The 25,017-nt window shown below is 69.2% G+C and carries 22 protein-coding genes, 1 tRNA gene and 1 riboswitch; of the genes, 16 read left to right on the forward strand and 7 right to left on the reverse strand.

Annotated features, from left to right (window positions below; genetic code table 11):
* Positions 1–238: 238 nt before the first annotated feature.
* Positions 239–853, reverse strand: coding sequence for an ANTAR domain-containing protein (locus tag LAO51_09255; GenBank protein ID MBZ5638926.1), 615 nt, complete (start codon positions 851–853; stop codon positions 239–241).
* Here LAO51_09255 and ftsZ point away from each other — a divergent pair.
* Both ftsZ and LAO51_09265 read left to right on the forward strand, forming a co-directional pair.
* Positions 834–1,796 (forward strand): cell division protein FtsZ, encoded by a 963-nt coding sequence (gene ftsZ, locus LAO51_09260; protein MBZ5638927.1) that lies wholly within the window; start codon positions 834–836, stop codon positions 1,794–1,796. The two genes, LAO51_09255 and ftsZ, sit on opposite strands and share 20 nt — an antisense overlap.
* Positions 1,797–1,802: 6 nt before the next feature.
* Positions 1,803–2,786 (forward strand): diguanylate cyclase, encoded by a 984-nt coding sequence (locus LAO51_09265; GenBank protein MBZ5638928.1) that lies wholly within the window; start codon positions 1,803–1,805, stop codon positions 2,784–2,786.
* A gap of 9 nt (positions 2,787–2,795) precedes the next feature.
* Here the strand turns inward: LAO51_09265 and LAO51_09270 are convergent, their stop codons facing one another.
* Together LAO51_09270 and lnt are read right to left on the reverse strand one after the other, a co-directional pair.
* A complete protein-coding gene (locus LAO51_09270) occupies positions 2,796–3,545 on the reverse strand; it encodes a creatininase family protein (protein MBZ5638929.1) in 750 nt (249 codons plus the stop codon).
* Positions 3,542–5,113, reverse strand: a complete 1,572-nt coding sequence (gene lnt, locus LAO51_09275) for an apolipoprotein N-acyltransferase (GenBank protein MBZ5638930.1) — start codon at positions 5,111–5,113, stop codon at positions 3,542–3,544. The genes LAO51_09270 and lnt overlap by 4 nt, the downstream gene beginning before the upstream one ends.
* Before the next feature lie 134 nt (positions 5,114–5,247).
* Here lnt and LAO51_09280 point away from each other — a divergent pair, with 134 nt between their 5' ends.
* Genes LAO51_09280 through LAO51_09290 form a run of 3 tightly spaced genes read left to right on the forward strand, consistent with a single transcriptional unit; the run spans position 5,248 to position 7,909 of the window.
* Entirely contained in the window at positions 5,248–5,832 is a 585-nt protein-coding gene (locus LAO51_09280; GenBank protein ID MBZ5638931.1) for a class IV adenylate cyclase, read from the forward strand.
* Positions 5,829–6,908, forward strand: a complete 1,080-nt coding sequence (locus LAO51_09285) for an NDP-sugar synthase (protein MBZ5638932.1) — start codon at positions 5,829–5,831, stop codon at positions 6,906–6,908. The genes LAO51_09280 and LAO51_09285 overlap by 4 nt, the downstream gene beginning before the upstream one ends.
* Entirely contained in the window at positions 6,905–7,909 is a 1,005-nt protein-coding gene (locus LAO51_09290) for a phosphotransferase (GenBank protein ID MBZ5638933.1), read from the forward strand. Before LAO51_09285 ends, LAO51_09290 begins: the two co-directional genes overlap by 4 nt.
* Positions 7,910–7,924: 15 nt before the next feature.
* Here the strand turns inward: LAO51_09290 and LAO51_09295 are convergent, their stop codons facing one another.
* Entirely contained in the window at positions 7,925–9,007 is a 1,083-nt protein-coding gene (locus LAO51_09295; GenBank protein ID MBZ5638934.1) for a hypothetical protein, read from the reverse strand.
* A 260-nt stretch (positions 9,008–9,267) separates the two neighbouring features.
* A complete protein-coding gene (locus tag LAO51_09300) occupies positions 9,268–10,617 on the reverse strand; it encodes a TldD/PmbA family protein (protein ID MBZ5638935.1) in 1,350 nt (449 codons plus the stop codon).
* 160 nt (positions 10,618–10,777) lie between these two features.
* On the opposite strand from LAO51_09300, the gene LAO51_09305 reads away from it, so the two are divergent.
* The 8 genes from LAO51_09305 (at position 10,778) to LAO51_09340 (ending at position 20,134) form a co-directional block, all read left to right on the forward strand.
* A complete protein-coding gene (locus LAO51_09305; GenBank protein ID MBZ5638936.1) occupies positions 10,778–12,853 on the forward strand; it encodes a TonB family protein in 2,076 nt (691 codons plus the stop codon).
* Between the two features lie 272 nt (positions 12,854–13,125).
* Complete coding sequence (locus LAO51_09310) at positions 13,126–13,902, forward strand: helical backbone metal receptor (GenBank protein ID MBZ5638937.1); 777 nt, start codon at positions 13,126–13,128, stop codon at positions 13,900–13,902.
* Entirely contained in the window at positions 13,899–14,915 is a 1,017-nt protein-coding gene (locus tag LAO51_09315) for an iron ABC transporter permease (protein ID MBZ5638938.1), read from the forward strand. Before LAO51_09310 ends, LAO51_09315 begins: the two co-directional genes overlap by 4 nt.
* Before the next feature lie 4 nt (positions 14,916–14,919).
* A complete protein-coding gene (locus tag LAO51_09320; protein MBZ5638939.1) occupies positions 14,920–15,714 on the forward strand; it encodes an ABC transporter ATP-binding protein in 795 nt (264 codons plus the stop codon).
* 63 nt (positions 15,715–15,777) lie between these two features.
* Positions 15,778–16,224 (forward strand): DoxX family protein, encoded by a 447-nt coding sequence (locus LAO51_09325; protein ID MBZ5638940.1) that lies wholly within the window; start codon positions 15,778–15,780, stop codon positions 16,222–16,224.
* The gene (gene chrA, locus LAO51_09330; GenBank protein ID MBZ5638941.1) at positions 16,221–17,366 is read left to right on the forward strand and encodes a chromate efflux transporter; all 1,146 of its coding nucleotides are present in this window, start codon (positions 16,221–16,223) and stop codon (positions 17,364–17,366) included. The genes LAO51_09325 and chrA overlap by 4 nt, the downstream gene beginning before the upstream one ends.
* A gap of 69 nt (positions 17,367–17,435) precedes the next feature.
* A riboswitch (cobalamin riboswitch) is annotated at positions 17,436–17,653 on the forward strand.
* A gap of 89 nt (positions 17,654–17,742) precedes the next feature.
* Positions 17,743–19,557 (forward strand): TonB-dependent receptor, encoded by a 1,815-nt coding sequence (locus tag LAO51_09335; protein MBZ5638942.1) that lies wholly within the window; start codon positions 17,743–17,745, stop codon positions 19,555–19,557.
* A gap of 13 nt (positions 19,558–19,570) precedes the next feature.
* The gene (locus LAO51_09340; protein ID MBZ5638943.1) at positions 19,571–20,134 is read left to right on the forward strand and encodes a cob(I)yrinic acid a,c-diamide adenosyltransferase; all 564 of its coding nucleotides are present in this window, start codon (positions 19,571–19,573) and stop codon (positions 20,132–20,134) included.
* A 33-nt stretch (positions 20,135–20,167) separates the two neighbouring features.
* On the opposite strand, the gene accD is transcribed toward LAO51_09340, so the two are convergent.
* On the reverse strand, positions 20,168–21,067 hold the full coding sequence (accD, locus tag LAO51_09345; GenBank protein ID MBZ5638944.1) for an acetyl-CoA carboxylase, carboxyltransferase subunit beta: 900 nt from the start codon (positions 21,065–21,067) through the stop codon (positions 20,168–20,170).
* A gap of 118 nt (positions 21,068–21,185) precedes the next feature.
* A complete protein-coding gene (locus LAO51_09350) occupies positions 21,186–22,739 on the reverse strand; it encodes a glycosyltransferase family 39 protein (GenBank protein MBZ5638945.1) in 1,554 nt (517 codons plus the stop codon).
* A gap of 35 nt (positions 22,740–22,774) precedes the next feature.
* Here LAO51_09350 and LAO51_09355 point away from each other — a divergent pair, with 35 nt between their 5' ends.
* From LAO51_09355 to LAO51_09365, 3 genes are all read left to right on the forward strand, one after another.
* On the forward strand, positions 22,775–24,106 hold the full coding sequence (locus LAO51_09355) for a bifunctional folylpolyglutamate synthase/dihydrofolate synthase (GenBank protein ID MBZ5638946.1): 1,332 nt from the start codon (positions 22,775–22,777) through the stop codon (positions 24,104–24,106).
* Between the two features lie 34 nt (positions 24,107–24,140).
* Entirely contained in the window at positions 24,141–24,767 is a 627-nt protein-coding gene (gene trmB, locus LAO51_09360; GenBank protein MBZ5638947.1) for a tRNA (guanosine(46)-N7)-methyltransferase TrmB, read from the forward strand.
* A gap of 121 nt (positions 24,768–24,888) precedes the next feature.
* Positions 24,889–24,964: transfer RNA gene (locus LAO51_09365), tRNA-Trp, on the forward strand.
* The last annotated feature ends 53 nt before the right edge of the window (positions 24,965–25,017 follow it).

Consider the following 25,017-nt stretch of genomic DNA (forward strand, 5'->3'; position numbering starts at 1 on the left):
GGTGCGCAGCGCGGTGTTCGCGACCAGCGTGGTGAGGACCTGCGCGCGGTCGGCGGCCCGGTAGAGGATCTCCTTGATGACCTGGGGGCATGCGTCGGCGTCGACCCAGATCTGCACTCAGGGGGCGCCCGGCGCTACGGAGGGGAGAAAACGAACCACGTATAATTGGGATATCCCGGCAGGGCTAAGCAACCGCTAGAGCGTTCCTCGGAAGAGGATCATGATAGGCGCACAATTCTCAAGCCAAGAATCGCTTCGGAGTGCGCTCTCCGTGCTCGCGGATAATGGACTCCGCAACTTCTTTCATGGACTTCCGCATCTGGCGGCTTTGTTTCCGCAGACTGAGGTAGGCCTCTTCTTCGCTGACCGCTAATTCTTGTTGGAGGATACCCTTGGCGCGTTCGATCACCTTGCGCGCATCGAGCTCATCGGAAAGCTGCGAGCTTTTTTCTTCCAGGCGCGCCATCTCGATTTCGGCGCCGACGAAAAAGCCAATCGTGGAAAGCAACCGGATCTCCCGCCTGGTGTGAAAATGCGGCTGACGGTGCTGCAAATTAAGGACCCCGACGAGCCTGCCCCGGCAAAGAATAGGCACGGAGAGGAACGCCTCATAGCGGTCTTCAGGAAGTTCGTTAAAGAATTGAAAACGCGGATCGTGGAAAGCGTTGCGCGCGATGGCTACAGGTTGTTGGTGTTTTGCTACCCAGCCGGTAATTCCTTCTCCCACACCGAGTCGCAAATGATCCACTTCCTCCGGATGCGGGTTCTTGGACGCCCGCAAAACGAGTTCATCGTCCTCCAGCACATATACAAAACAGGAATCGCATTTCACGATGGAGACAGCGAACTCCACGATTCGCTTCAGTGCTCCACGCAGCGAGCACCTGAGCGGCGCGGACATGGTGTTCGTGACCGCCGGGCTCGGCGGCGGCACCGGCACCGGGGCCTCGCCGATCATTGCGAACCTGGCGCGAGAGCTGGGCGCCCTCGTGGTCGCCGTGGTGACCAAACCGTTCGACTTCGAGGGAAGGCGGCGCAAGTCTCAGGCCGAGGAGGGTCTCGCCGCGCTTCGGCAGGTCGTCGACACGGTGATCACCATCCCCAACGACAAGCTCCTGCACACCGTCGAGAAGGGGACCCCGCTTGCCGAGGCCTTTCTCATGGCGGACGATATCCTCCGGCAGGCGGTCCAGGGGATCTCCGACCTGATCACCGTGCCGGGGGAGATCAACCTGGATTTCGCCGACGTGAAGACGATCATGTCCGGCATGGGGATGGCCCTCATGGGAACCGGCATCGCGGACGGCGAGCACAAGGCCGTCGAGGCCGCGCAGCGGGCGATCTCCTCGCCGCTCCTGGAGGACGCGTCCATCCACGGCGCCCGCGGTGTGCTCATCAACATCACCGGCGGGGAGGACATGACGCTGCACGAGGTCTCGGAGGCGGCGGGCATCATCCACGAGGCCGCGGACCCCGACGCCAACATCATCTTCGGCACGGTGATCGACCGTGCGATGAAAGGCAGCGTGAAGGTCACGGTGATCGCCACCGGCTTCGTCCGGGAGGAACATCGCGCGATCGCCGCGCTGTCGGGGGTCGAGCGCCGGGCCGCCCGCTCCGCCGCGATCGTTCAGGAGCCTCCGCCTGCCGTGGTCCGCAACCCCGATCGATTCCTGCGCCACGGCAACACCGACAAGCTGGAGTTCGACACCACTGACGAGGGTTGGACCCCGAACATGAGCGTCACGAAGGACGACCTCGACGTCCCCGCGTTCCTGCGGAAACAGATGGACTGAGAGACGATGGCCGTTCGTCCTGCTAGGATCGAGGCCGCTACCCGAATCCTGGTCGTGGACGACGATCCGGAGACCGCGCGGCTGCTGCGCACCTGGTTCCGCGGGCAGCCGTACGACATCCTCGAGGCCCGGGACGGCGACGAGGGGCTCAAGGTCGCCGCCCGGGAGCAGCCGGACCTCATCCTCCTCGATCTCATGATGCCGGTCCTCGACGGGCACGGCGTCGCCCGCGGGCTGAAGAGGAACCTCTCGACCAAGAGCATCCCGGTGATCCTCCTGTCGGCGTCGAACAGCGTCGAGGACAAGGTCGAGGCGTTCGCCGCGGGTGCGGACGACTACGTCGTCAAGCCGTTCGCGTTCGAGGAGGTGGACGCGAGGATCCGGGCGATGCTGAGGAAGCGCGAGCTGTACATGACGCTGGAGAGCACGGCCCGCGAGCTCAAGGCGAGCAACGAGCAGCTCGAGGAGCTCCTGGTCATCGACGAGAAGACCGGGCTCTCCAATTTCCGGCACTTCCAGCGCCGGCTGGCCGAGGAGTGGCTCCGCGCCCAGCGCTACGGCATGCCGCTTTCCCTCGTCATGTTCGATCTCGACAACTTCAAGCGACTGAACGACACCCTCGGCCACCCGGCGGGCGACCGGGCGCTCCGGGAGTTCGCCACGCTCGTGGCCGGCGGGGCGCGCGGCACCGACATCGCGGCGCGGTACGGCGGCGAGGAGTTCGCGATGATCCTCCCCCACACCGCGGGCTCGATGGCGGCGCGGGTCGCCGAGCGCATCCGTGCCGCGGTGCGCGAGTACGTGTTCGTGCCCGACGACGGGCCGGCGCGCCTCACGGTCTCCGCGGGCGTCGCGACCTACCCCTCCCACCTGGACGTGGAGAGCGCCGACGCGCTGGTGCGCGCGGCCGACCGGGCGCTCTACCGCGCCAAGGAGCTGGGAAAGGACCGCGTGGTCGTGGACTCCGGTCCCGCGGTCTCGACGAATTGAGAGGTCTCCCTACCTTCCCCGCAGCTCCTCCCACCCCTCGAACACGTCGTGGATCGCCGCGAGGACCGCGGTGGCGACGCGCCGCCGGAACTCCGCGGCCTTGACCCGGTCGAGGACGGGAGCGCCGTCGCCGTCCCGCTCGGGGCGCTCGAGGATGATGCTCGCGGGGAAGGGGCGTGCCTTGACCCCTTCGCGCACCGGCGCCCTCCGGATCGTCGTGGCGCGCGCGGCGTCCACCAGGTCCGGCGCTATCGCGAGGACCATTGCAGTCTCCTCGACGCCGGCGTGCCCCGACACGTAGTCGCCGTAGACCTCGACGCCCGGCTGGCGCCCCAGCCCCCACCACTCGACGGCCACCGAGTACACCCGTTTCTCCGCCCAGAGCCGCGCCACCACGTCGGACACCTCCCGGCTCTGTCCGCCGTGGCCGTTCAGGAGGACGATCCGGCGGAAGCCCGCGTCGGCAAGTCCCGCTGCGGCCTCGAAGAGGTACGCGACGAACGTGGCGGAAGACACCGTCGTGGATCCGGGGTACGGCAGGAGCGAGTTCGTGACCCCATACGGGACGGGGGGCGCAATCAGGGCGGGGACGCGAGGCGCCAGATCGGCCGCGAGCGCCCCCGGGATGAGGAGATCCGTGCCCAAAGGGACCGCCCCGTGGGCCTCGAGGGTGCCGATCGGCACGATCGCGGCATCCAGCTCCGACGGGACGCGGTTTCTAAACGCCTCCCAGGTGAGATCCGCCAGTACCCAGCTCATGACATCTCCTCTCGCCGACGAAGCCTGCGATCCGCCCGCGCAGACGCCCAGATTCCCGCCCCGAGCCCCGCGATGGCGAGCCAGGCGACGACGTCCCCGGTCCTCCCGTAAACCGAGCGCCCGGGGATCAGCGGCACCTCGTGGACCTCGGTTGCGGCAACGTCGAGGTCGGTCCACCCGTGATAGCGGCCGAGCGGGTCCACGAACCCCGAGATCCCCGTGTTCGCGACACGCACGAACGCACAGCGATTCTCGATCGCCCGCATTCGGACCGTGTTCGCCTGGTATCCCTGGAAGAACGTCCGTCCGAACCAGGCGTCGTTGGTCATGATCGCCACGAAATCCGCCCCGGCGTTCCTGAGGCGCCGTGCGAGGTCGAAGTACAGCTCCTCGTAGCAGATCATCGTTCCGACCCGCAAATCCCGTACCGGCAGCGGGTTGACTCGCGGACCCCGACTGAACCCGCCCGCCATCCAACGCATCTCGCCCTCGCGTCCCGCGAGCACCGGCCCGAGCACCCCTTCGAACGGGATCCCCTCCACGAACGGGACCAGGTAGATCTTCGCGCTCCATTCCGAATCGATCACGCCGTTCGCGTGAACCACCATCGACGCGTTGTAGAAGTCCTGGTGCCCGACGTCCCGGATCCGGTAGTACTCGACCCCCACGACGTAGTCCGCCTTCGTCCGACGGGCGAGCGCCTGGGTTTCCGGCATGACGAAGGTCGTGCCCCGGTCCACCCAGTGCCGCAGGGGCCACGGGCGAGAGGTCTCCGGCCAGATCACGATCTGGGCACCCCGATCCGTCGCTTCCTGGCTCATGGCCGATAGCGTCCGCCACTGCTCGGCCTCCGTCTTGAGGCCGTGCTTGACGTCGAGCGGCACGTTCGGTTGGACGATCCCGACTCGCACGGTGCGGGACGGCTGCGGCGGGTGGGTCCACGCCCAGGCGTCGTACAGGAGCACCACGGCTCCGAACCCCGCGAGGACGAGTGCTGCGCGCCGCCCGGCCGGCCGACCACGGCTCCGCCACGCTTCGTAGAGGAGCCCGTTCGCTGCGAGCAACAGCGCGCCGACGCCGTACGGACCGACGAGGTCCGCGAACTGGACCAGGAACGGGTAGCCCGCGAGGGTATGGCCCATGTGGTCCGCGGTCATGCGCAGATCGGTGAGGTTTCGCTCCCACTCGAGGGAGATCCACGCCACGGGCAGGGATGCTCCCCAGGACCACCGTGCCGAATGCCGGAGCCACGCCGCAAGGGTCAGCGCCGCCGTTGCATAGGCGGCGAACCCGAACGCGAGAGCGATGTAAAGGACCGCCGCGAGCCAGGAGTACTCCAGCATGGACCGCATCCAGGTCAGTCCCAGCAAGTACGCCAGGAGGCCGAAAAGGAACGCAGCGCGTAGACGCTCCTTGCGCGGTCGATCGCGGTTCGCATCGAGCCAGAGGAGCATCGGCAGGAACGCGACGAAGTTCGGCAGGAGCGGGGGCACGGCGAAGTAGGCGGCGGCCAAGAGCACGCCGGACAGCACCGGCAACCTCCAGTGGCTGGCCTTCCACGCCTCCAAGCAAAGCTCCCACCCGGGATTCCGGCGCACGACGGGTGCCATGGATCCGGCCGATAACCGTGCACTGCGAGCGGGCGCGTGTCAACCATCGCGACACGGCTTGACCGTGGTCGAGAGGTGTATCATGGATTTCGATGGCTCTTCCCGGCAGGGAAACCGAGGTCAAGCTCCGCTTCGCATCTCCCGCCGAGGCGGCGGCGCGCCTGCTGTCGATCGGCGCGCGGCCCGAGCGCGAGAGACAGCTCGAGGACAACGTCCTCTACGACCTCCGCGGCGATCCGCTGCGCTCCGCGGGGTGCCTCCTGCGGCTTCGGCGGTCCGGCGGGCGGGCGATCCTGACGTACAAGGCGCCGGTTCCCGGCGAGCACCGGCACAAGGTGCGCGTGGAGCACGAAACCGTGGTCGGCGACCCCGATGCGACGGCGCGAATCCTGGAAGGTCTCGGGCTCGCGCCACGCTACCGCTACCAGAAGTACAGGACGACGTTCGCCCTCGAGGGGCTAGAAATCGCGCTCGACGAGACCCCGATCGGATGCTTCGTCGAGCTCGAAGGAGAGCCGGACGCAATCGACCGGGTCGCGGCGAGCCTCGGTTACTCGGAGTCTCAGTACATTCTCGCGACCTACCGGCAGCTTCAGGAACAGCGCGCGGCCGTCCTGGGGATCGAGCTCGGCGATCTCGTGTTCCCGACCGGCTCCGGGAACGAGGCCCCCCGATGAAGGCCATGGTCCTGGCGGCGGGGCTCGGCGAGCGGATGCTTCCCCTCACCTTGACGGTCCCCAAGCCGGCGATCCCCGTGCTCGGGCGCCCGTTGATCCTCGAAATCCTGAGGCGGCTCGCGCGGCACGGCGCGAGTTCGGTGGCGGTGAACCTCCACCACCTCCCGGCGCGCCTCCGTTCGACCCTCGCGGAAACGCCGAGCGTCGGCGTCGAACGGCTCCACGTTTCGCCGGAGGAGCGAATTCTGGGGACCGCCGGAGGCCTGCGGCATGCCGGACGCTTTCTGCGCGGCAACGGCACGATTCTCGTCCGGAACTCCGACTTCCTCGACGACGTGGACCTGCTGCAGGCGGCGGTGGCGCACCGGGCGAGCGGCTGCCCCGCCACGCTCGTCCTGATCCCTTCCCGGCCGGGTTACTCGGTGGTCGAGGTGGACGCCGACGGGCGGGTGCTCTCTCTCGCTGGCGCCCCCGCCACCGACCCTAAGAACGTCGCGCGACGCAGCCTGTTCACCGGGCTCCAGTTCATCGAAGAGGAGGTTCTCGACCTGATCCCGAGCCACGGCACGAGCGATATCGTCCGGGACGTTTATCGCCGTCTCGCTGCCGAAGGACGGCTCGCCTCCTACCATCACACCGGGCGTTGGTTCGACTTCGGCTCTCCTCTCGACTTCCTCGAGAACTCGTTGGGCCTGCTCGACCTTCGTCCGGAGGTCCGGGATGCGATCCTCGAGACCGACCCGATCCGGAATGTCGGTCGCGCGACCGTCGCGCTCGGCCCGGGGGCGGACCTCCACAATGGGGTCGAGATCCGTGGTCGCTCGGCGATCGGGCTCGCGGCGCTCGTGGGGGAGGGCTCCGTGATCGAGGATTCCGTGATCCTCGAGGAAGCGTGGATCGGCCCCGGGAGCCGACTTCGGCGCGTCATTGTGGGCCCGGGCACCGAAATACCGGCCGGGCTCGACATCGAGGGCGTGATGATCTGTGGCGAGACCGACCCCGCCTCGATTCTCCCCGCGCACACAGAAAGGCGCGAAGGGCTGCTGATCAGGCCGCTCGGGGAGGCCCGGCATTGAGCTGGGCTCTTCGCCCGGGGCCAGCGGCCCTTGTCGAGCGGCTCTTTCCCGGCTCGAGCGTGCAACCGGTGGCCAGCGACGCTTCCACTCGCAGGTTCTACCGGATCATACCCGTTGGCGGCGTTTCCTGGATCCTGATGGACTACGGTGCGCCATTCGACGGCGAGACGGACGATGTCCGGCTCGCGCGCCTGTTCCAGGAAGCCGGGCTCCCGGTGGCCCGGGTCGAGCATGTCAGACCGGAGGAGGGCTGTCTCGTCCTCGAGGACCTCGGAAGCCGTACGCTCGAGAGCACCCTTGCCGCCCTGGAGCCGGGGGATACCGTCGCGCGGGAGCGACTGTACCAACAGGCAGTTTCCCTCGCGGTGGCGATCGCGACCCGGGGTACGGCCTCTCTCGGGCGCTCTAACCGCGCGTCGAGCCCCGCGCTCGACTCGGAGCGACTCCGGTTCGAGATGGACTTCTTCCTCGAGCACTACGCCGCCGGCCTGGCGGGAGTCCGCGCCGCACCCGCCGGCCTCGTCGCGGCCCTCCACGACCTCGCGGAACGCGCTGCGGACTGCGCTCATCCCGTGCTCTGCCATCGAGACTTCCACAGTCGGAACCTGATGGTGCGCGACGACGAATCGCTTGCGTTGGTGGACATCCAGGACGCCCGCCGGGGTCCACTCGGTTACGATCTCGTGTCCCTCGTATACGATGCGTACGCGAGTCTCGATGATGATCTCTCTTCGAGCCTGATCGAGTCGTTCCGTGACACCCTTCCAGGCGCCCCACCCCGCGACGTGTTTGAGGCAGGGCTCGTCGTGGTCGCGGCGCAGCGGTTGATCAAAGCCCTGGGGACGTTCGGCTACCAGGCGACGGTCTTGGGACGGCGTCGTTATCTCGAGGGGGTGCCGAGGACGCTGGAGCGGCTCGCACGACTCCTTCCCCGTTCGCCGGAAACGGCACCCGTCGCCGAGGGCCTCCTCTCCGTAGGCTTGTTGGATTTTAGACCCTGACAAGGGACGTACGCTTCAATCGAAACGGATACCCTCGAACACCAGCGTGGGGGTGACGACACCGTTGGCGTGGCCGACGGCCTGGCCGGTGGAGCCGGTGCAGCGGGCGACGAGATCCTGTGGCCGGACGCCCAGTTGCAATCGTTCGAGTCCCCCCGCGGGACGGCCCCGGTGGATCCAAGACCCTTCCAAGTCCAGAATCCAACGGTCAGCCTCCAAACGGTGAATCCGCAGGCCAGCCGCCCGGAATCCCCCGCCGGGCATCGGATCGTTCATTCCTTCGACCCTAAGGGTCGTAAACATGGGTGTCGGGAGATCCCGGAACGACGGCCGGCGCAAGTGGCCGCGGAGCCCGAGCCGACCCACGACGCTCGACCCGTCCGCGAGCACGAGGAGACTCGTCGGGAATCCCGCATCGTCGAACCGACCACCGGCGAGCCCGGCCGGATCCCAGGGATCGTCTCGAACGCGCCAAGCTCGACCCACGGTCTGCCCCGCCATGGCCCCTGATCCGTGCAATCTGTTGACGAGGCTCGCGACGAGGAGCGCAGCAGCATCTCCGGTGATCGCGAGGTCGCCGACGTCCGGCGCGCGCCCCGAGGCGGCCCGGAGAGCGTCCCTATCTTTCGAGATAGCCCATCCGTCGGTCGCCATTTCCTTGAGCGACCTGGCAGCTAGGACCTTCGGCCGTTCCGGGAGCGACGTCCGACCGTTGTTCCGGACCATGGCCAGTGCCCAGACCCGTCCACGGGAGCGCGCTGCCAGTAGGCCACCTTCAGCCACGAGCGTCTCGACCGTCAGACCGGCCTCCACCCATGCTGCTCCCAAGACCTGCCCCGTCCCACCCATGGATTTCTCGCCGAGAGCGACGGCTTCGTTCAACCAGGTGGCGAGTTCCGTTAACCCCGGCAGCACCAGGCCAGGCTCCAGGTCGAGCAGGGCCTCCCCGGTTCCGGTCGCCCACAACTCTTCCTCGGGCGTTCCCTGAGAAAGGGCCTGACGTGAGAGCGACAATGCGCGGTCGAGCGCATCGCGGCCGCCGCCCGAGCACGCGACGAACGAATACCCCTCGCCACGGCGTCGTGCTCGGAGCGCCATGCCCTCTTCCCTTGCCCAATGAGATCGAATCCGCGTCTCGGGAGGCTCCACGCTGGCGCGGACGCGCTCACTGAACCGATAGAAGATCTCGATGCTCGAGCCTTGCGCCGCGCCGCGCGCTCTACGATGAAGCCGCTTCGCATCGAGGAGAACGCTCTCGACCGCCGCCTGACGGCACGAGAGACCTCGCACATTGCAGTGATGCGAATCCCCACGGGGACCCTGTTCGGTCCGCGGGGAGCAGGAACTTTCAATTCCCTTCATGGGATGACCGTGGTCAAGCCCGTCCTGAATGTCGGCGCGCCGACGCTCGTGGCCAGGGGTTGACCGTCGCGCAAGCACGACCCGATGCAGGTATCGAAGGCGAGGTCGGACGCGATTCGGTCGAGCGTGGACAGGGCTTCACGCGTGGCCACCGCGAGCACGAACGGCTTGAGCGGGCGATCGAGCTGGCCCCGCTGAACGAGGTCCGCGTCGGTGACTCGGAACGTGGCCTCACCCGTGGCGGTGTCCACGCTCGCGGCCTCCATGCGATGGATGTAGACGCCGCGCGGAATGCCCTCGAGCACTTCCGCGGCATCGAGCGTGCCGGCGGCCAGAAACGTGCAACCCATCCTTGGCCGCACCGGCTCCTGAAATGACGACCGTCGGCCGTGTCCGTTCGGGGATGCGGCAGCGGCCTCGGCCGACCTCTGGTCATGAATCAACCCGGCACGTTTCCCATCCCGGACAAGGGTGGTCGCCATCGCTTCCTCACCCTCGTCATCCAGCCGCCATGCCGCCCGGCCCCGGCGGGGGTCGTCGACGATCAGCACTTGTTTCGTCGCGATCGGATCCGCGGCGGCCGCGAGCGCCGATGCGCCGCGCCGAACCGTGTCCGCCTCCAAGGCGTGACCGACCAGCTCGTGGATCAGGATACCGCCCACGCCGGGCGCGAAGGCGATGGGAAACTTGCCTCGCGGGGCCTCCCTCGCGTCCAATCGGGCAAAGGCGCGTTGGACCACCGCTGCGGCCAGCGATTCGAGCCCTTTCACGGGACCCGTCCTGAGGACTCGCTCACCTACGGCCTTGCCCTCGGTCCCGCGTCCGCTGACCCGGACGTCGAGCCTCACGCGGCACCCCATCCTCAAGTCAGCCGCAATGTCCCGTCCGGGCCCGGCGACCCGGACGCCCTGCCGGAAAGCGATCCACCTCGCCGTGATCAGGCTTCCCTTCCTTCCCACCGCTCGCTCCGCGACCCTTACGAGTCGCTCGAGATTGACGAGCGCGGCGCGAGGGTCGATTCGCGACCCCGCGTCCGCCTTTTGGCCTTTGGCGCTCCACCTGGGCGCGGCTCCCGCCGCCGCCGCTTCGGCGAGCGGGAGGGCGTCCGACGGCGAAGGGTCCGCGATCGCGGCCTCGAAACATCCGCCAGGCCCTCCCCTGACCGAAAGGCCACGCAGCCTCGACTGCACCGATTCCTGAACGCCCTCCGGACTGACCTCGATACGGAGATCCTCCCGATCCTCAAGGAACAGCAAAACCCGCCTCGCGCGTGAACCCTCGAGCCCCGCGGCCTCGAGGAGCGCCGCATCCCAAGACGGGTCGATATCGGCGGTAAGACGGAGCAAATGACCACGCCTCGACGTGCTTGAAAGCCGGGTACCCGGACCCTATGTTTCCCCGGGCACCGTCGGGAGTTCACCGGAGGGGGCGGACTGCTCGCCGGCCCGGCATCCGGCCGCGGGGACAGGCCGGACCGCCCGTCCAGCGACGGCCCTGGGTGGTCCGATGGCGGATTATACGATACTGATCGTCGACTACGAGCCGAAGAGTATCGACGCGGCACGTATTCCATTGGCGCAGGCCGGGTACAAGGTCGAAGTCGCCACCGATGGGGTGGCCGGCCTCGAGGCTTTCGGCCGGATCAAGCCGGACCTCGTCCTGATCGAGGCGATGCTCCCCAAGAAACACGGCTTCGAGGTTTGCCAGACGATCAAGAAGTCGCCCCAGGGGAAGAGGACGCCGGTTCTCATCACGACAGCGGTTTACAAGGGTCGGAAGTACCGCACCCAGGCGCTTCACATCTACGGATGCGACGAGTACATCGAGAAGCCGATCGCGCCCGAGCGGCTCGTGGAGCTGTGTGGTCGGTTTCTGAGCGGCGGCGTGGCCCCCCAGGAACAAGCCGACCGGTCGGCACCCGTGGCGCCTGCGAAGGCGTCAGCACAGTCACCCGTCCTCCAACGGACCCAGGCCGAGTTCACCGGCGCCAAGAACCCGGGAGAGATCCGCTCGAGCGGCCTGTCGTCTTCCTCCGCGGCCGCCATCGTCGCGGACTTGACGGAAGAGGAGATCATGGCGCGGCTCGACGCGATCCTCCCGGACGACGGGATGAGACTCCCGTCGTGGCCCGGCGCTGCCGTCGTTCCCGACCTCGGACCGGAAATGTTGGCGACCGCGGCCGCGGTTCCGGAAACGGTCCTCGTGGAAAATCTCGATCCATCATTCGAGCCCTCCCCCGCCGCGAGCTTCGCCGAACCGTTCGAACCGCCGATCGGGCGTCTTCCGGCCATCTCGACGGCCGAGCCGACCTTCACCATGGCCGCGGCGGGATCTCCGGTGACCGAGACTCTCCCGGCCGGCGAATCGACCGAGGTCGAGTCAGAAGACGCCTGGACCGAGGCGGACCCGCACGTGGTGCGATTCGACGCCACCCGGGCACGAAAGCGCCGCCGCTCCGGTCTTGAGCGGCCGTCCTCGACCGGGGGGGTGCCTCTCGCAGTATCCCCGGCGCAAACCAGCGCCCTCGCGGAGCCGCGTCACGAAGAACCCTCTCGCCGTGAAGAGCCGCTTCCGGCCGTCGCGGCCCGACCCGAGATTCGCGAGGAGCCACGGGTCGCCGTAGCGGCTTCGGTCCGGGACTCGGTGATTCTTCCCGTGGGGTCGCACCCAAGGCCTCGGGCTCCCTGGTGGGTTTGGGTCGCTGTCGTCGGCGTCGTCGCCTCCGGCGCCCTGTACTTGATGCTCGGCACCGCCAATCGCAATGGGCCGGAAGATTCCAAGAGCGTCGCGCAGGGCTCTCCCCTCGTCGAAGGCAAAGTGTCCTCAAGTGAGGAAGGGCTCAAGGTCGCGCGAAACGATCTCTTGTCGGCGAGCCCGGTGAAGAAGGTCCCTGTTGCGGGTCGTCGTGGAGCCACCGCAAACCTCCCGGCCACGAAGCCCGACCCGCGTCCCAAGACCCCGGTCTCCGCCCCGCCCGCCGCCGCTGCTCTACCCAGACCTGCCCCTGTCCGTGTCGAGGAACCACTGGCGGTCGCTCAAAGCCATTCCGCCCCCAGAGTCGCCCAGGAAGCCAGGAACGACGCTGCCGCCCCGGCATCGCACAAGGGCGAGTTGCCAGCGCAGGGAGGGTCGCCCCCTCCGGTCGTCCAAGAGGCTCGACCTGTCGTGCCAGCCGCCGTAGTGCAGCAACAGGCTGCGCCCCCGGTGGCCTCCTCTCAGGCGCCGAATCCCTCCAGCAGCGGAGCCGGAGCCGCGCCCTCTCCCGCGCCGAAGAAGACGGTCACCCGCGGCGCCCTCATGAATCTCGACGAGGTGGACTCCGCACCCGTCACGGTCAAGCGAGACGCTCCCGCCTACACCGCGCGCGCGCGGCAGCTCCGCCAGCGAGGCTCGGTCTTCCTGAACATCCTCGTGGACGAGACGGGGAAGGTCTCCGACGTTCAGGTCATCCAGGGGATTCCGGGATCCGACCTGAACGAGTCCGCGGAGAGAGCCGCGCGCAGCTGGACCTACGAGCCCGCGCTCAAGGACGGCGTGCCGGTCAAGGTCTGGAAATTCGAGAAGCTCCGCTTCGAGCCGTGACGCCGCGCGAGTCACCGCGATAGCTGGGGCCCGTGGGACCGGCGGGGCGCTCGCTTTACAGCGACCCCCGCGGCGGATAGCATCTCCGGCGCGCGCCGGCTCGGGTGAGCCGGAGGGCGCCCGAGAGGAACTCCGCCACGACTCGATCAAATCCGATGAGCCGGGCGGCCCGGGCAGTGGCCGCGTTCCTGTTCCTTGCTTCCGGGTGCGGCGGCCCTCCGGCGGGCGCACCGGCGTCTCCGCCTGAGTCCGCACCGTCGCGCATCGTCTCCATGAGCCCGGCGCTCACCGAGATCCTCTTCGCCCTCGGTCTCGGAGACAGGGTCGTCGGCGTGACCAAGTACTGCGACTGGCCTCCCGAGGCGCGCCGGCTCCCGAAGATCGGGGGATTCGTGGATCCCTCGGTCGAGGCGGTGGTCGCCCTCTCCCCCGACCTTGCGCTGGTCTCGCCGGCCGCCGGAAACCGCGAGGCGGCGCTCGCGATACGGCGGCTCGGGATCCGGCTCGAGGTGGTGCCTTGTGAGACGCTAGCGGAGGCCTACGATGCGATCCAGCGTGTCGCGAGCGTCTGCGGCGTCCAGGCGAGGGGCCGGGCGCTTTCCGGGGCCCTGCGCGCGAGAATCGAGGCGACCGCTGCGCGCGTGCGACGGGACACCCCGGTTCCCACGCTGTTTTGCGTTCAGCTGGAGCCGCTCGTCGCCGCCGGGACCGGCACACTCCCGTCCGAGATCCTGGAGCTCGCGGGAGGCCGCAACATCGTGAGGGAGCCGCGGTACCCGCGTATCGGGATCGAATCCGTGTTGGCCGCGGGCCCCGAGGCGATCATCGTCGCACGGATGGACTCCCAGGACGCCGGGGGGCCGGGCCGCGTCCTCGACTTCTGGAAGCGATGGTCGTCGATCCCGGCGGTGGGAAACGAGCGCGTCTTCGTGATCGACGCGACCACGGCCTTACGCGCCGGCCCGCGGGTCGCCGAGGCCGTGGAGGGCCTCGCCGCTCTTCTCCACCCGCGGATCGAGCCCCGTTCCGCCGGTGGCGGAAAGTCGTGAGCATCCCGGCCCGGCGGGGGCGCAACGTGTGGCTCGGCGCCGTCCTACTGCTGGGGCTCGGCGGGGCCATGGTCGTCGCGCTCGGGGTCGGGGCGAGTCCTGCGGGGTTCGGTGGACTCGTCGATCTGGTCCTGGGGCGGGCCGACGCGCCCACCCGCGCCATCCTGCTGGAGGTGCGGCTTCCGCGCATCCTCCTCGCCGCGATCGTCGGCGCCGCGCTTTCAGGTGCGGGGACGGCCTTCCAGGCGATCCTGAGGAATCCGCTGGCCGACCCGTACATCCTCGGTGTCTCGGGCGGTGCGGCGCTCGGCGCCGCGGTCTTCATCGCGATCGCCGGCGGCGACCCGCTGGGAGGTCCGCTCGCGCGCCCCGCCGCCGCCTTCTTGGGCGCGCTCTTGACTCTCTGGGTCTTGTTCCGGCTCGCCCGGCTGCGAGGCCGCACCGGTTCGATGGCGCTCCTCCTCGTGGGAGTGGTCTTGAACGCCTTCGATTCCGCGGTGATCCTCTTCCTGCTGACGGTCGGGGACTCGAGCCGGTTCCAGGGAGTGATGTCGTTCCTGGTCGGCGCGGTGGGATCGCCTCCGTGGCCGGTGGTCCTCGGCGCCGGCGCGTTCGTGGCCTCGGGACTCGCGTTCCTCATGGGGCTCTCGCACCGCCTGAACCTCCTCGCGTTCGGCGAGGAGACCGCCGGGAACCTCGGCGTGGACGTGGAGCGAACGACGTGGGCGGTCGTCGTCGCGGCCTCGCTCGTCACCGCCGCGGCCGTCGCATTCACAGGGCTCATCGGCTTCGTCGGGCTGATCGTCCCCCACGCGATGCGAATCGCGTTCGGCAGCGACCATCGTGCGCTCGTCCCGGCATCCGCGGTCGGGGGGGCGACGTTCCTGGTCCTCGCCGACACGGGGGCACGGACGCTCGTCGCTCCGGTCGAGCTTCCGGTCGGCGTGCTGACCGCGCTGATCGGCTGCCCTCTCTTTCTTGCGCTCTTTCTCCGCCGGCTCCGGGAGGCGTGAGGCCGTGTCGGGAGCACTCGAGTTCCGCTCGGTCCGCTTCGCGTACCGCGAGGCGCCCGTATTCGACGGTCTTACCCTCGAGTTGGCGGAGGGGGAGATCGCCGCCGTGCTCGGCCCGAACGGCACGGGAAAGACCACGCTGGTCCGACTGGCCTCTGCCAGCCTACGGCCGGACGCCGGCACCATCCTGCTCCGCGGACGCGAGCTGGCAGTGATCCCCGCCGCCGAGAGAGCGCGCGAGGTGGCGGTGGTCCCGCAGGAATCGCGGCCGGCGTTCGATTTCACCGCTCGAGAGGTCGTGCGAATGGGCCGCGCGCCTCACCTCGGCCTCCTAGGTCTAGAAGGCCGGCACGATAACGAGGTCGTGGACGAGGCGATGCGCAGGACGGCGGTGTCCGGCCTCTCGGAGCGTCCGTTCCTCGGCCTCTCGGGGGGAGAGCGACAGCGCGTGATCCTGGCGCGCGCTCTGGCCCAGGAGCCGAAGCTGCTCCTCTTGGACGAGCCGACGGCCTTTCTCGATCTCCGGCACCGGCTCCTCCTCTACGATCTCCTGACCCGGCTGAACCGTGAGACCGGCCTCACCCTCCTGATCGCGAGCCACGATCTGAATCTCGCCGGACGCTTCGCCGACCGCATCGTGCTGCTCCAGTCGGGAGCGGTCGCCGCGGACGGCCCGCCTCACGAGGTACTCACTCCCCTAAACCTCCGGCTCGTCTACGGCGTGCGCGCGGAAGTCCGCATCGATCCCGCGACCGGCCGCCCCCTCGTCGTTCCGATCGCGCCGGCCGACGAAGCCTGAGGCGTCCCGGCCGCCCCCAGGGCGGCCGGTTCGCGGAGTACGATAGTGCGTGGGAGGCAGGCGATGAAGGGCGTGCTCCAGTGGGCCGCGGCGTCCCGCGCTCCGGCGGCTGCATTGTTCGTTCGCCTTGCGGTCGGCGGCATCTTCCTACTCGAGGGGATCAAGAAGTTCCTCTTCACCGCACAGTGGGGCGCCGGGCGTTTCGAGCACATCGGGATCCCGGCGCCGCAGGCGATGGCACCTTTTGTCGGGGTCGTCGAGATCGGCTGCGGAGCGCTGATACTCTTGGGTCTGTTCACCCGGCTCGCCGCGATTCCGCTCGTCGGCGTGATCTCCGTCGCGATCGCGTCGACGAAGATTCCCATTCTGCTCAAGAGCGGGTTCTGGCCAATGGAGGCCGAGGCCCGGACGGACGTTGCCATGCTCTGCGGACTGTTGTTCCTCGCGGCCGCAGGGTCCGGCACTTGGTCCGTCGACGCCTTTCTCGTCCGCCGGAAGCGACGTCCTTGACGGGCCGGGCCCCTCCCTCCTCGGCGGCGTCGCTCGTCCGCCCGTTCCTGAAGCTCGGGACGATCGCGTTCGGCGGCCCGGCCGCTCACATCGCGATGATGGAGGACGAGTTCGTCCGGCGCGCCGCCTGGCTTTCCAGGGAACAGTTCCTCGATCTCGTGGGCGCCTCCAGCCTCATCCCGGGCCCCAGCTCGACGGAGGTCGCCATCTTCGTCGGCCACCGGCGCGCGGGGTGGCGCGGGCTCCTCGTCGCGGGGTGCTGCTTCATCTTGCCCGCCGCGTCGATGGTGACCGCGCTCGCGTGGGCTTACGTGAGATTCGGCCGCCTGCCCCAGGTCGGGGCGGTCCTCTACGGTGTCAAGGCCGTGATCATCGCGATCATCGTGCAGGCGCTCGTCGGATTCGCACGGACCGCGATCAAGACGAAGACGCTCCTCGCGTTGGGCGCGGCAGCCGGGGGAGCCACGCTGCTGGGAGTCGGACCTCTTGTCGTGCTCCTCGCCGCCGGCTTCCTCCACGCGATGACCGCGATCCGGCTTCGGCCGGCCGGGCGATCCCGAGGGATGCTGTTCCTGGCCGCGGCGACCGCTCCCGGGGCATGGTCCCCCGCCCTCCGTTTCAGCCTGGCGAAGCTCTTCCTGATCTTCCTCAAGATCGGCGCGGTCGTGTTCGGAAGCGGTTACGTGCTGCTGGCGTTCCTAAGGGCGGATTTCGTCGAGCGAACGCACTGGCTCACCCCCGGACAGCTCATCGACGCGGTGGCGGTCGGACAGGTCACGCCCGGCCCGGTCTTCACCACGGCGACCTTCATCGGCTACCTGCTCGCCGGGCCCCTCGGCGCGGTCGTGGCCACGGTCGCGATCTTCCTCCCCTCGATCGTCCTGGTTGCGGTCGGCGGTCGGCTGATTCCGCGTCTCCGCAGATCGCCGGCAGCCGCCGCGTTCCTCGACGGCGTGAACGTCGCCTCGCTCGCGCTCATGGCCATCGTGACCGCGCACCTCGCTCGCGACGCGTTGGTGGACCTTGTCACCGCGTCGCTCGCGGCGATGGGTGCCCTTCTCCTCTTCCGGTTCCGAGTCGGCTCCGCCTGGCTGATCCTTGCGGCGGCGTGCGTCGGGGCCGTCAAGTGGTGGCTCGTTTAGGGAGAGGCGCGCCCGGCGCTCGCGGCCTCCTTGACAGGCCATCGCGCGCGGCGTAACGTCCGCGATCGTCATCGGCTGATGAAGTCCGGTCGGGATCGTTCGGGGTGAACGCTCCCTAGGGAAGCGGGTGGAAATCCCGCGCGGCCCCCGCCACTGTGACCGGGGACGCTTCGGGCACGATGCCACTGGGCGCGTCGGATCGTCGGGACGACGGTCGCGCGCCTGGGAAGGCGCCCGAAACGGAGGATCCGGGAGCCAGGAGACCTGCCGGACGGGACGCCGACCCGTCGGGGTACGGAAGGGCCCTCGAACCCCCGTGCGGCCGCACGGAGCCCCAGGCTCCGGCGGGTGGCGTCGAGTCGAACGGGAGGTTCGAATGACGATGCCGCGCCTCGTCCCATCCCCCCTGCTCTTCGCCCTCCTGCTCCTGCCGGGCCCGGCGGGCGCCGCCGACCCGCCATCGTACTCGGAGCAGGTCGTCGTCACCGCGACGCTCGCGCCTGAGGAGGAATCGGAGGTCGGATCGGCAACGACCGTGATCACGCGCGAGCGGATCGAGGAGACCGGGGCATCGACGGTGCTCGACGCTCTCCGGCTCGTTCCCGGACTCGACGTGGTTCGCGCCGGCGCCGACGGCGCGGTCACCTCGGTCTTTCTCCGCGGCAGCAGCTCGACCCAAGTGCTCGTCCTGGTGGACGGGGTCCGGGTCAACTCGCCGTACTTCGCCGGATACGACTTTTCCTCCGTCACCACCACCAACGTCCAGAGGATCGAGGTGGTGCGGGGCCCATATTCCGCGCTCTACGGCTCGGACGCTCTCGGCGGGGTGATCCAGATCTTCACGCGGCCTTCCGGCGGAAAACCCGGTGCGGGCGCGACGCTCGAAGCCGGGAACGCCGGCTACCGCTCGGGGACCGCGTTCGGAACGATCGGCGGGCGCGACGTCGCGGTCGCGGTGTCCGCGGGCGATCGGCGAGTCGACGGCGACCGGCCGAACGCCGCCTGGCGTGTCAGGAGCGGCTCAATTCGACTGGACATCCGCCCCACCGACGATCTTTCCGCTGCGATGGAGGTGGAGGTCCGCGACGCGGATGGGGGCGTCCCGGGGTCCGTCGAGCACGTTTCACCGCTCGCAACCGGCGGGATTCGGGAGGAGAGGATTGCCTTACCCCTCATCTGGAAGCACGGATCCGGACAGGAGACGTCGTTGCTCGTCGCCCGCGCGCGCTCCCAGCCGACGTTCCGCGATCCGGACCAGGGATTCTCCGATGCGTCCGACGCCGAAACCTACGAGGCTCGTGCGACGGAGACCTGGCGGTCGGCGACACGTACCCTCGTGACGTTCGCATCGTGGGACGCTTCCAGGGTCTTGTCGAACACGGCCCTCGATCGAAACCGCAGCTGGATTTGGGCGGCTGGCGCACAGGAATCGGTCCGGCTCGGCCGACAGTGGTCCGCGACCGCGGGTCTCCGGTACGATCGCCACAGCACTTTCGGTGGGGAGTTGAGCCCACGGGCCACGCTCTCGAGGCTCTCGGTCGACTCGCGCTGGAAGGTCCGCGCTTCGGCCGGACGGGCCTTCCGGGCGCCGTCCATCGGGGAACTCTATTACCCGTACTCCGGGAACCGGGACCTCCGCCCCGAGCGGGCGACCTCGATCGAGATCGGCGTCGAGCGGTACGCGGCCAGCGGCGGGAGGGCCGAGGCGTCCGCGTTCTGGAGCGACTATCGGGACCTCATCCTCTACGACTTCCTGGCCTCGAAGAACGAGAACGTCGGCCGCGCGCGGGCGCGGGGGGTGGAGATGGCGGCGCGAATGCCCGTTTCCCCACGCCTCGCGCTCGACGCCGGCTACACGCTCGTCGAAGCCGAAGACCGCACGACAGGACTCGACTTGCCGCGCCGGCCGAGGCACACGGCCTACCTCGCAGCGACCTCGCACCCTGCGAAGGGACTCGTCTGCACGCTCCGGGCGGCCTTCGTCGGACGGCGGGCCGACGTGGACGCGTTGACGTTCCTGCCGGTCGAGAATCCGCCGTACCTGCGGCTCGACCTCTTCGCAAGGAAGGATCTGGCGCGCTACTCTCCCTTCGTACGCGTCGAGAACCTGGCCGACCGGCGGTACGACGAGGCGGAGGGGTACCCAGCCCCTGGGCGCCGGGTGGCGTTCGGACTCGACGTGCGGATGTGACGAGGAGAAGCCGATGCCGCGCATCACGAAGATCTACACCCGATCGGGTGACGGCGGGACGACCCGGCTGGCCGGCGGCCAGCAGGTCTTGAAGGACGCCAAGCGGGTCGACGCGTACGGGACCGTGGACGAGCTGAACTCCGCCATAGGTATGGCGCTCGCCCTCGGCCTCGATCCGGCGGTCGCCGCCGAGGTGCACGCGATCCAGAACGATCTGTTCCACCTGGGTGCGGAACTGTCCGTCCGCGAGGAGGACAGGGCACGAGTGCCCGGACCCAGGATCGGGCCCCGCCACGTCGAGACCCTGGAGCGTCACCTCGATCGGATGACCGAGGAGCTGGGGCCTCTCGCGAATTTCGTGCTGCCCGGGGGCTCGCCCGGGGGCGCGCAACTCCACGTGGCCAGGACGATCTGCCGCCGCGCCGAGCGGCTCCTCGTGGCCCTCGCCCGCGAGGAGGCGATCGGACCTCACGTGCTCCCCTACCTCAATCGGCTCTCGGATGCGCTGTTCGCCATGGCCCGCCTCGAGAACCTCCGCAAGGGAGTCCCCGCGTCGCTATGGGACAGCAAGGCCTGACCCCCATCTCGGGCGCGCCGTGCGGCGGAACGCTCAGTCTTCGCGGGTTCGGAGGACGGGGACGGGGATCTCGGCGGGCCTCTCTACCCCCACGGTGAAGTTGAGACAGGAGATCAGGACTTCGCGCATCTGGGAGCGCTCGACGATGAAGTCGATCATCCCGTGCTCCAAGAGGAACTCGCTCCGCTGGAAGCCGACGGGCAGCTTCTGCCGGATCGTCTGCTCGATGACCCGCGGTCCGGCGAAGCCGATCAGCGCCTTCGGCTCCGCTATATTGAGATCGCCCAGCATCGCGTACGACGCGGTCACGCCGCCGGTGGTCGGGTCGGTGAGAATCGAGAAGAAGGGTATCCCCGCCTCGTCGAGCCGGGCGAGAGCAGCGGAGATCTTGGCCATCTGCATCAGCGACAGGGCGCCCTCCTGCATGCGGGCCCCGCCCGAGCAGGAGACGACGATGAGGGGAGCCCGCTCCGCGAGGCTGTGTTCCGCGCAGCGAGTGACCTTCTCCCCGACCACGCTCCCCATCGAACCGCCCATGAAGCCGTACTCCATCGCCGCGACCACCACCGGGCAGCCACCGATCCGCCCCGCGCAGGATATCAGCGCGTCCTTGAGCCCGGTCCGTGTCTGGTAGTCCACCAGCCGCTCGCGGTAGGGCTTGTTGTCCACGAAGCCCAGGGCATCCGTCGGGGCGATTTCGGTGTCGAATTCCTCGTAGATCCCGTCGTCGAACAGCTGCTCGAGCCGCTCCCTGGCGCTGATCCGGAAGTGATAGTTGCATTTCGGACAGACGTTCGCGTTCCGGGCGACCTCCTTCTTGTAGACGATCTCCTTGCAGTTCTCGCACTTGACCCAGAGGCCTTCCGGCATCTGCAGCCGGCGCTCCTCGGGCGGCGCCTGCTTCGGGATCTTTTCTTTCTTGAACCAAGCCATAGGGGGCGGCCGCGTCTCCCTCGAAGTTATGGGTGGCGGTACCACCCTACCAGGGGTTCTCTCGGACCGTCAAGCCGGTGCCCGGTTCTCCAGGCGACGTCCTGTAACGTCCCCCGGCCTAGCGCGGGGCGAAGACCCGATATCGGCCGGATTGCCCCACCTCCACGATTCGCTCCCACGCCTCCGGCGGCAGCAGTGGAAGATCCACTCGGTCAACGACCAGAAGCGGCCGGTCGGGCCGGGCAACCCGCTCGGCGACCTCCGCAGCGCCTCTCCACTCGGGAACAGCGTCCAGGTAGAAGCACAGGCTGGGCACCTGCTTCTCCACGGTGACCACGGTCCGGCCGGACCTGAGGATCGGGACGTCCGAGACCAGCCCGGCGGCGCTGCGCTCTCGCCCGAGAACCGGGAACGCGGTCATCGCGGACACCGCCGCGAACAGGAGGCCGGCGACGGCGACGGCCGCGTGCACCTCCCGCGGCCGGCCGCGCGCGAGACCCACGATCGCGCCCACGGCACCGGCGGCGAGGATCGCCGCCCCCGCCACGATGGCGGCCCGGAATTCCGGCCGGATCCCGGCGACCGCAACGCCGCAGAGGGCGAGCGCACCCGCGCCGACGCTCATGGCCGCGAGGTACGGCCCGACCTTCCGACCGCGCGGGTCGGCGACCTCCTGACCGATCTCCCAGGCCACCACGATGGCCGCCAGCGGGGCCAGGGGCAAGACGTAGCTCGGGAGCTTCCCGCGCCCGATCGAGAAGAACGCGAGGCCCACGACGACCCCGGCTGCCGCGTAGGCAGCGGTGCGGGCCGAGGGATCGCGTCTTCGTCCGAGAGCCCTCGCCGCGCCCAGCGCCAGCGTCGCGGCCCATGGGAAGAACCCCGCGGCGACCACCAGGGCGTAGTACCAGAACGGTGCCCCGTGGGGAGTCCCCTCCGAGAAGTAACGCTCCAGCGCCTCGCGACGGACGGTGTCCACCGCCGTTCCCACCCCGAGACGTCGCACGAACGCGAGGGCCCACGGCAGGACGACCACGCACCATGCCGCCGCGCCGAGGAGCCATGCGCGCGCTTTGGGGAGCACCTCGCCGCCGACCGCTGTTCGCCCCGCGAGCAGCACGAGGAGCGGCAGCACGACCCCGACGGGTCCCTTCGCCAGAAAAGCGAGACCGAGCACAGCCCCTACGACCGCCGGGCGGGCGGCCCGCCGCTCGTCCGCCATGTCGAGGTCGAGAGCGATCACCGCCCCGACGTGGAGGGAGAGCAGCGCATCGATGGTCCCGACCTTCCCGAGCGCGACGACCAGCGGGAAGGCGCCGAACGCGGTGGCCGTCCATGCGGCCCCCTCCTCGCCGTACCTTCGCCGCACGACCCATCCCGCCACCAGGAGCAGCGCCACCGTGGCGGAGATCGACGGGAGGCGCGCGGCGAACTCCTTCGGCCCCAAGAGGCGGAACAGCGCCGCCTGTATCCAGTGGAGCAGGGGGGGCTTGGTCAGCCGAGGCAGGCCTTCGAACGTGGGGACGACCGGATCGGCGTTTCGGAGCATCTCCACGGAGGTTCGGGCGAAGCGCGCCTCGTCGGGGTCGAGCAGCGGCACGCTCCCCGCACCCGCCAGGAGGGTCGCGGCCAGGACGATGACCGCTGCCGCGAATGCGAGCCCACCTCTCAACGAGAGTCTCCAGCGGGCCGGCCGGGCGACGCCCGGTGCCTGTCGCTATTATGGGCGCGATGGGCGGCGATCCGATCCAGTGGGTGTACGGACTGCAGCGATTCGGGATCAAGCTCGGGCTTGAGGGGATCCGCACGCTGCTCGACCGCCTCGGCCGGCCGGAGACCGCCTACCCGTCCGTGCTCGTGGGTGGGACGAACGGCAAGGGCTCCGTGGCCGCGATGATGGAAGCAATGCTCGCGGCCGCCGGGCGGAAGACCGGGCTCTACACGTCGCCTCACCTGCTCCGGCCCGGTGAGCGAGTGCGGATCGAGGGGAGGGATCTCTCGGACGTCGACCTCGGCCGCCACCTCGACACGGTCCGCGTCGCCATCGAAAGCGCGCTCGCCGACGGAGCGCTGGCTGACCACCCATCGTTCTTCGAGGTGATGACCGCCGCCGCGCTCGTTGGGTTCCGGGAGGCGGGGATCGACGTGGCCGTCCTCGAGGTGGGCCTCGGCGGCCGGCTCGACGCGACGAACGCGGTGGACGCGGCGATCTCGGTCATCGTGACCGTCGACCTCGACCACACCGACCGGCTCGGCGCGACGATCGGGGAGATCGCCCGGGAAAAATCCGGGATCGTGAAGCGCGGGCGCCCGCTGGTAACCGGGGTCCGCGGGGAAGAGGCGCTTACGGTCCTGCTGCGCGCCAGCCAGGAGGCCGGCTCGCCGATGATCGAGGCGGCGAGAGTCGCCGACGTCGCGTTCGAGCCGGGCGGGACCTTCGCGCTCGCGACCACCTCGGCGCGGTACGACCGCCTCTCCCTCCCGCTCCCGGGACGGCACCAGGTCGAGAACGCCCGCGTCGCGGTGGTGGCGATCGAGGAGCTGGGCCGCGCGCTCGGTGACCCCATCGCGCCCGAAGCGGTGCGTCGAGGCCTGCGGGAGGTGAGGTGGCCGGGCCGCCTCGAGTGGCTCGAGGGTGAACCTCCGATCCTCCTCGACGGGGCGCACAACCCCGCGGGCGCATCCGCTCTCGCGGACTACCTCCGGGAACGCGGCGGCGAGGCTCCGATCCTGCTGTTCGGGGCGATGGCGAACAAGGACGCGCGGGGGATCCTCGAGCCGCTGGCGCCCCTCGTGCGCTCGGCAGTCGTCACCCGCCCTCCGGTGGATCGTGCCGCCGACCCTGCCGACGTCGCGCGCGCGGCCGCAGGTCTCGGGGTCGCCATCGAGACCGTCGGCGATCCCGCGGCGGCGCTGGCCCGCGCCCGTGCGCTCGCCATGCCCGGCGGATTCGTGCTCGTGGCGGGTTCGCTCTACCTCGTGGGGGCGATCGTCGGCCTGACACGGCACCTGGACGCTCCCGGCCCGGTGGCGATGTGACGGCGCAATCCAAAGCGCCGTTACAATGGGCGGCATGAGCGAGTCCGCGGCGTTGACGTCCCTCCGCCTCGATCCAGAGCGCGCGCTGGCTGGGCTCGACTGGATCGACGTATTCGGCTCCGGCGGGCGCGTCGAGGTCGAGATCGGCATCGGCAAGGGTCGCTTCCTGCTCGGCGTCGCCGAGGCCCGGCCCGACGTGCACCATCTCGGCGTCGAGTGGGCCAACGAGTTCCTCAAGATCGCCGAAGCCCGGGCGACGAAACGAGGTCTACGGAACGTCCGCTTCGTCCGCGCGGATGCGCGGGAGCTCGTCACGCGGGGCATCCCGCCGTCCTCGGTGGACGTTTACTACGTGTTCTACCCGGATCCCTGGCCGAAGAAGCGACACCACAAGCGCCGGTTCTTCCGGCCGCCCACCGTGGACCACCTCGCGCGGACCCTGAAGCCCGGCGGCGGGCTGCACGTCGCGACGGACCACGACGAGTACTGGTCCGTCCTCGAGCCGCTCCTCGACGCTCACGCCGGATTCGAGAGGCTCGCCGCGTTCGGTGGCGACGAGTTCCCGATTCCGTCCGACGTCCCGCTGACGAATTTCGAGGTCAAGTACGAGGTCGAGGGAAGGAGCCGGCACCGCGGATCTTGGCGCCGCCGCGCGGGTTGAATTCGCTTCCTGAGGGATGTACACTTTGGCCTCCCCGTCCATCCTTCTCGTGGATCAAGCGCTTCAACGCCAGAGGGATAGCGCGGGCGAGGGCAGCGTCTCGTCATCGGACCCGGGGTTTAGGGGAGTAGCTCAATTGGCAGAGCACCGGTCTCCAAAACCGGGGGTTGCAGGTTCGATTCCTGTCTCCCCTGCCATCCAGGGTAAGGCGGCGGCGGTGAGGGGTTCCCGAAGGAGGGAGCCGGCGGGC

The sequence above is a fragment of the Terriglobia bacterium genome (genome assembly GCA_020073205.1).
Taxonomy (GTDB): Bacteria; Acidobacteriota; Polarisedimenticolia; order Polarisedimenticolales; family JAIQFR01; genus JAIQFR01.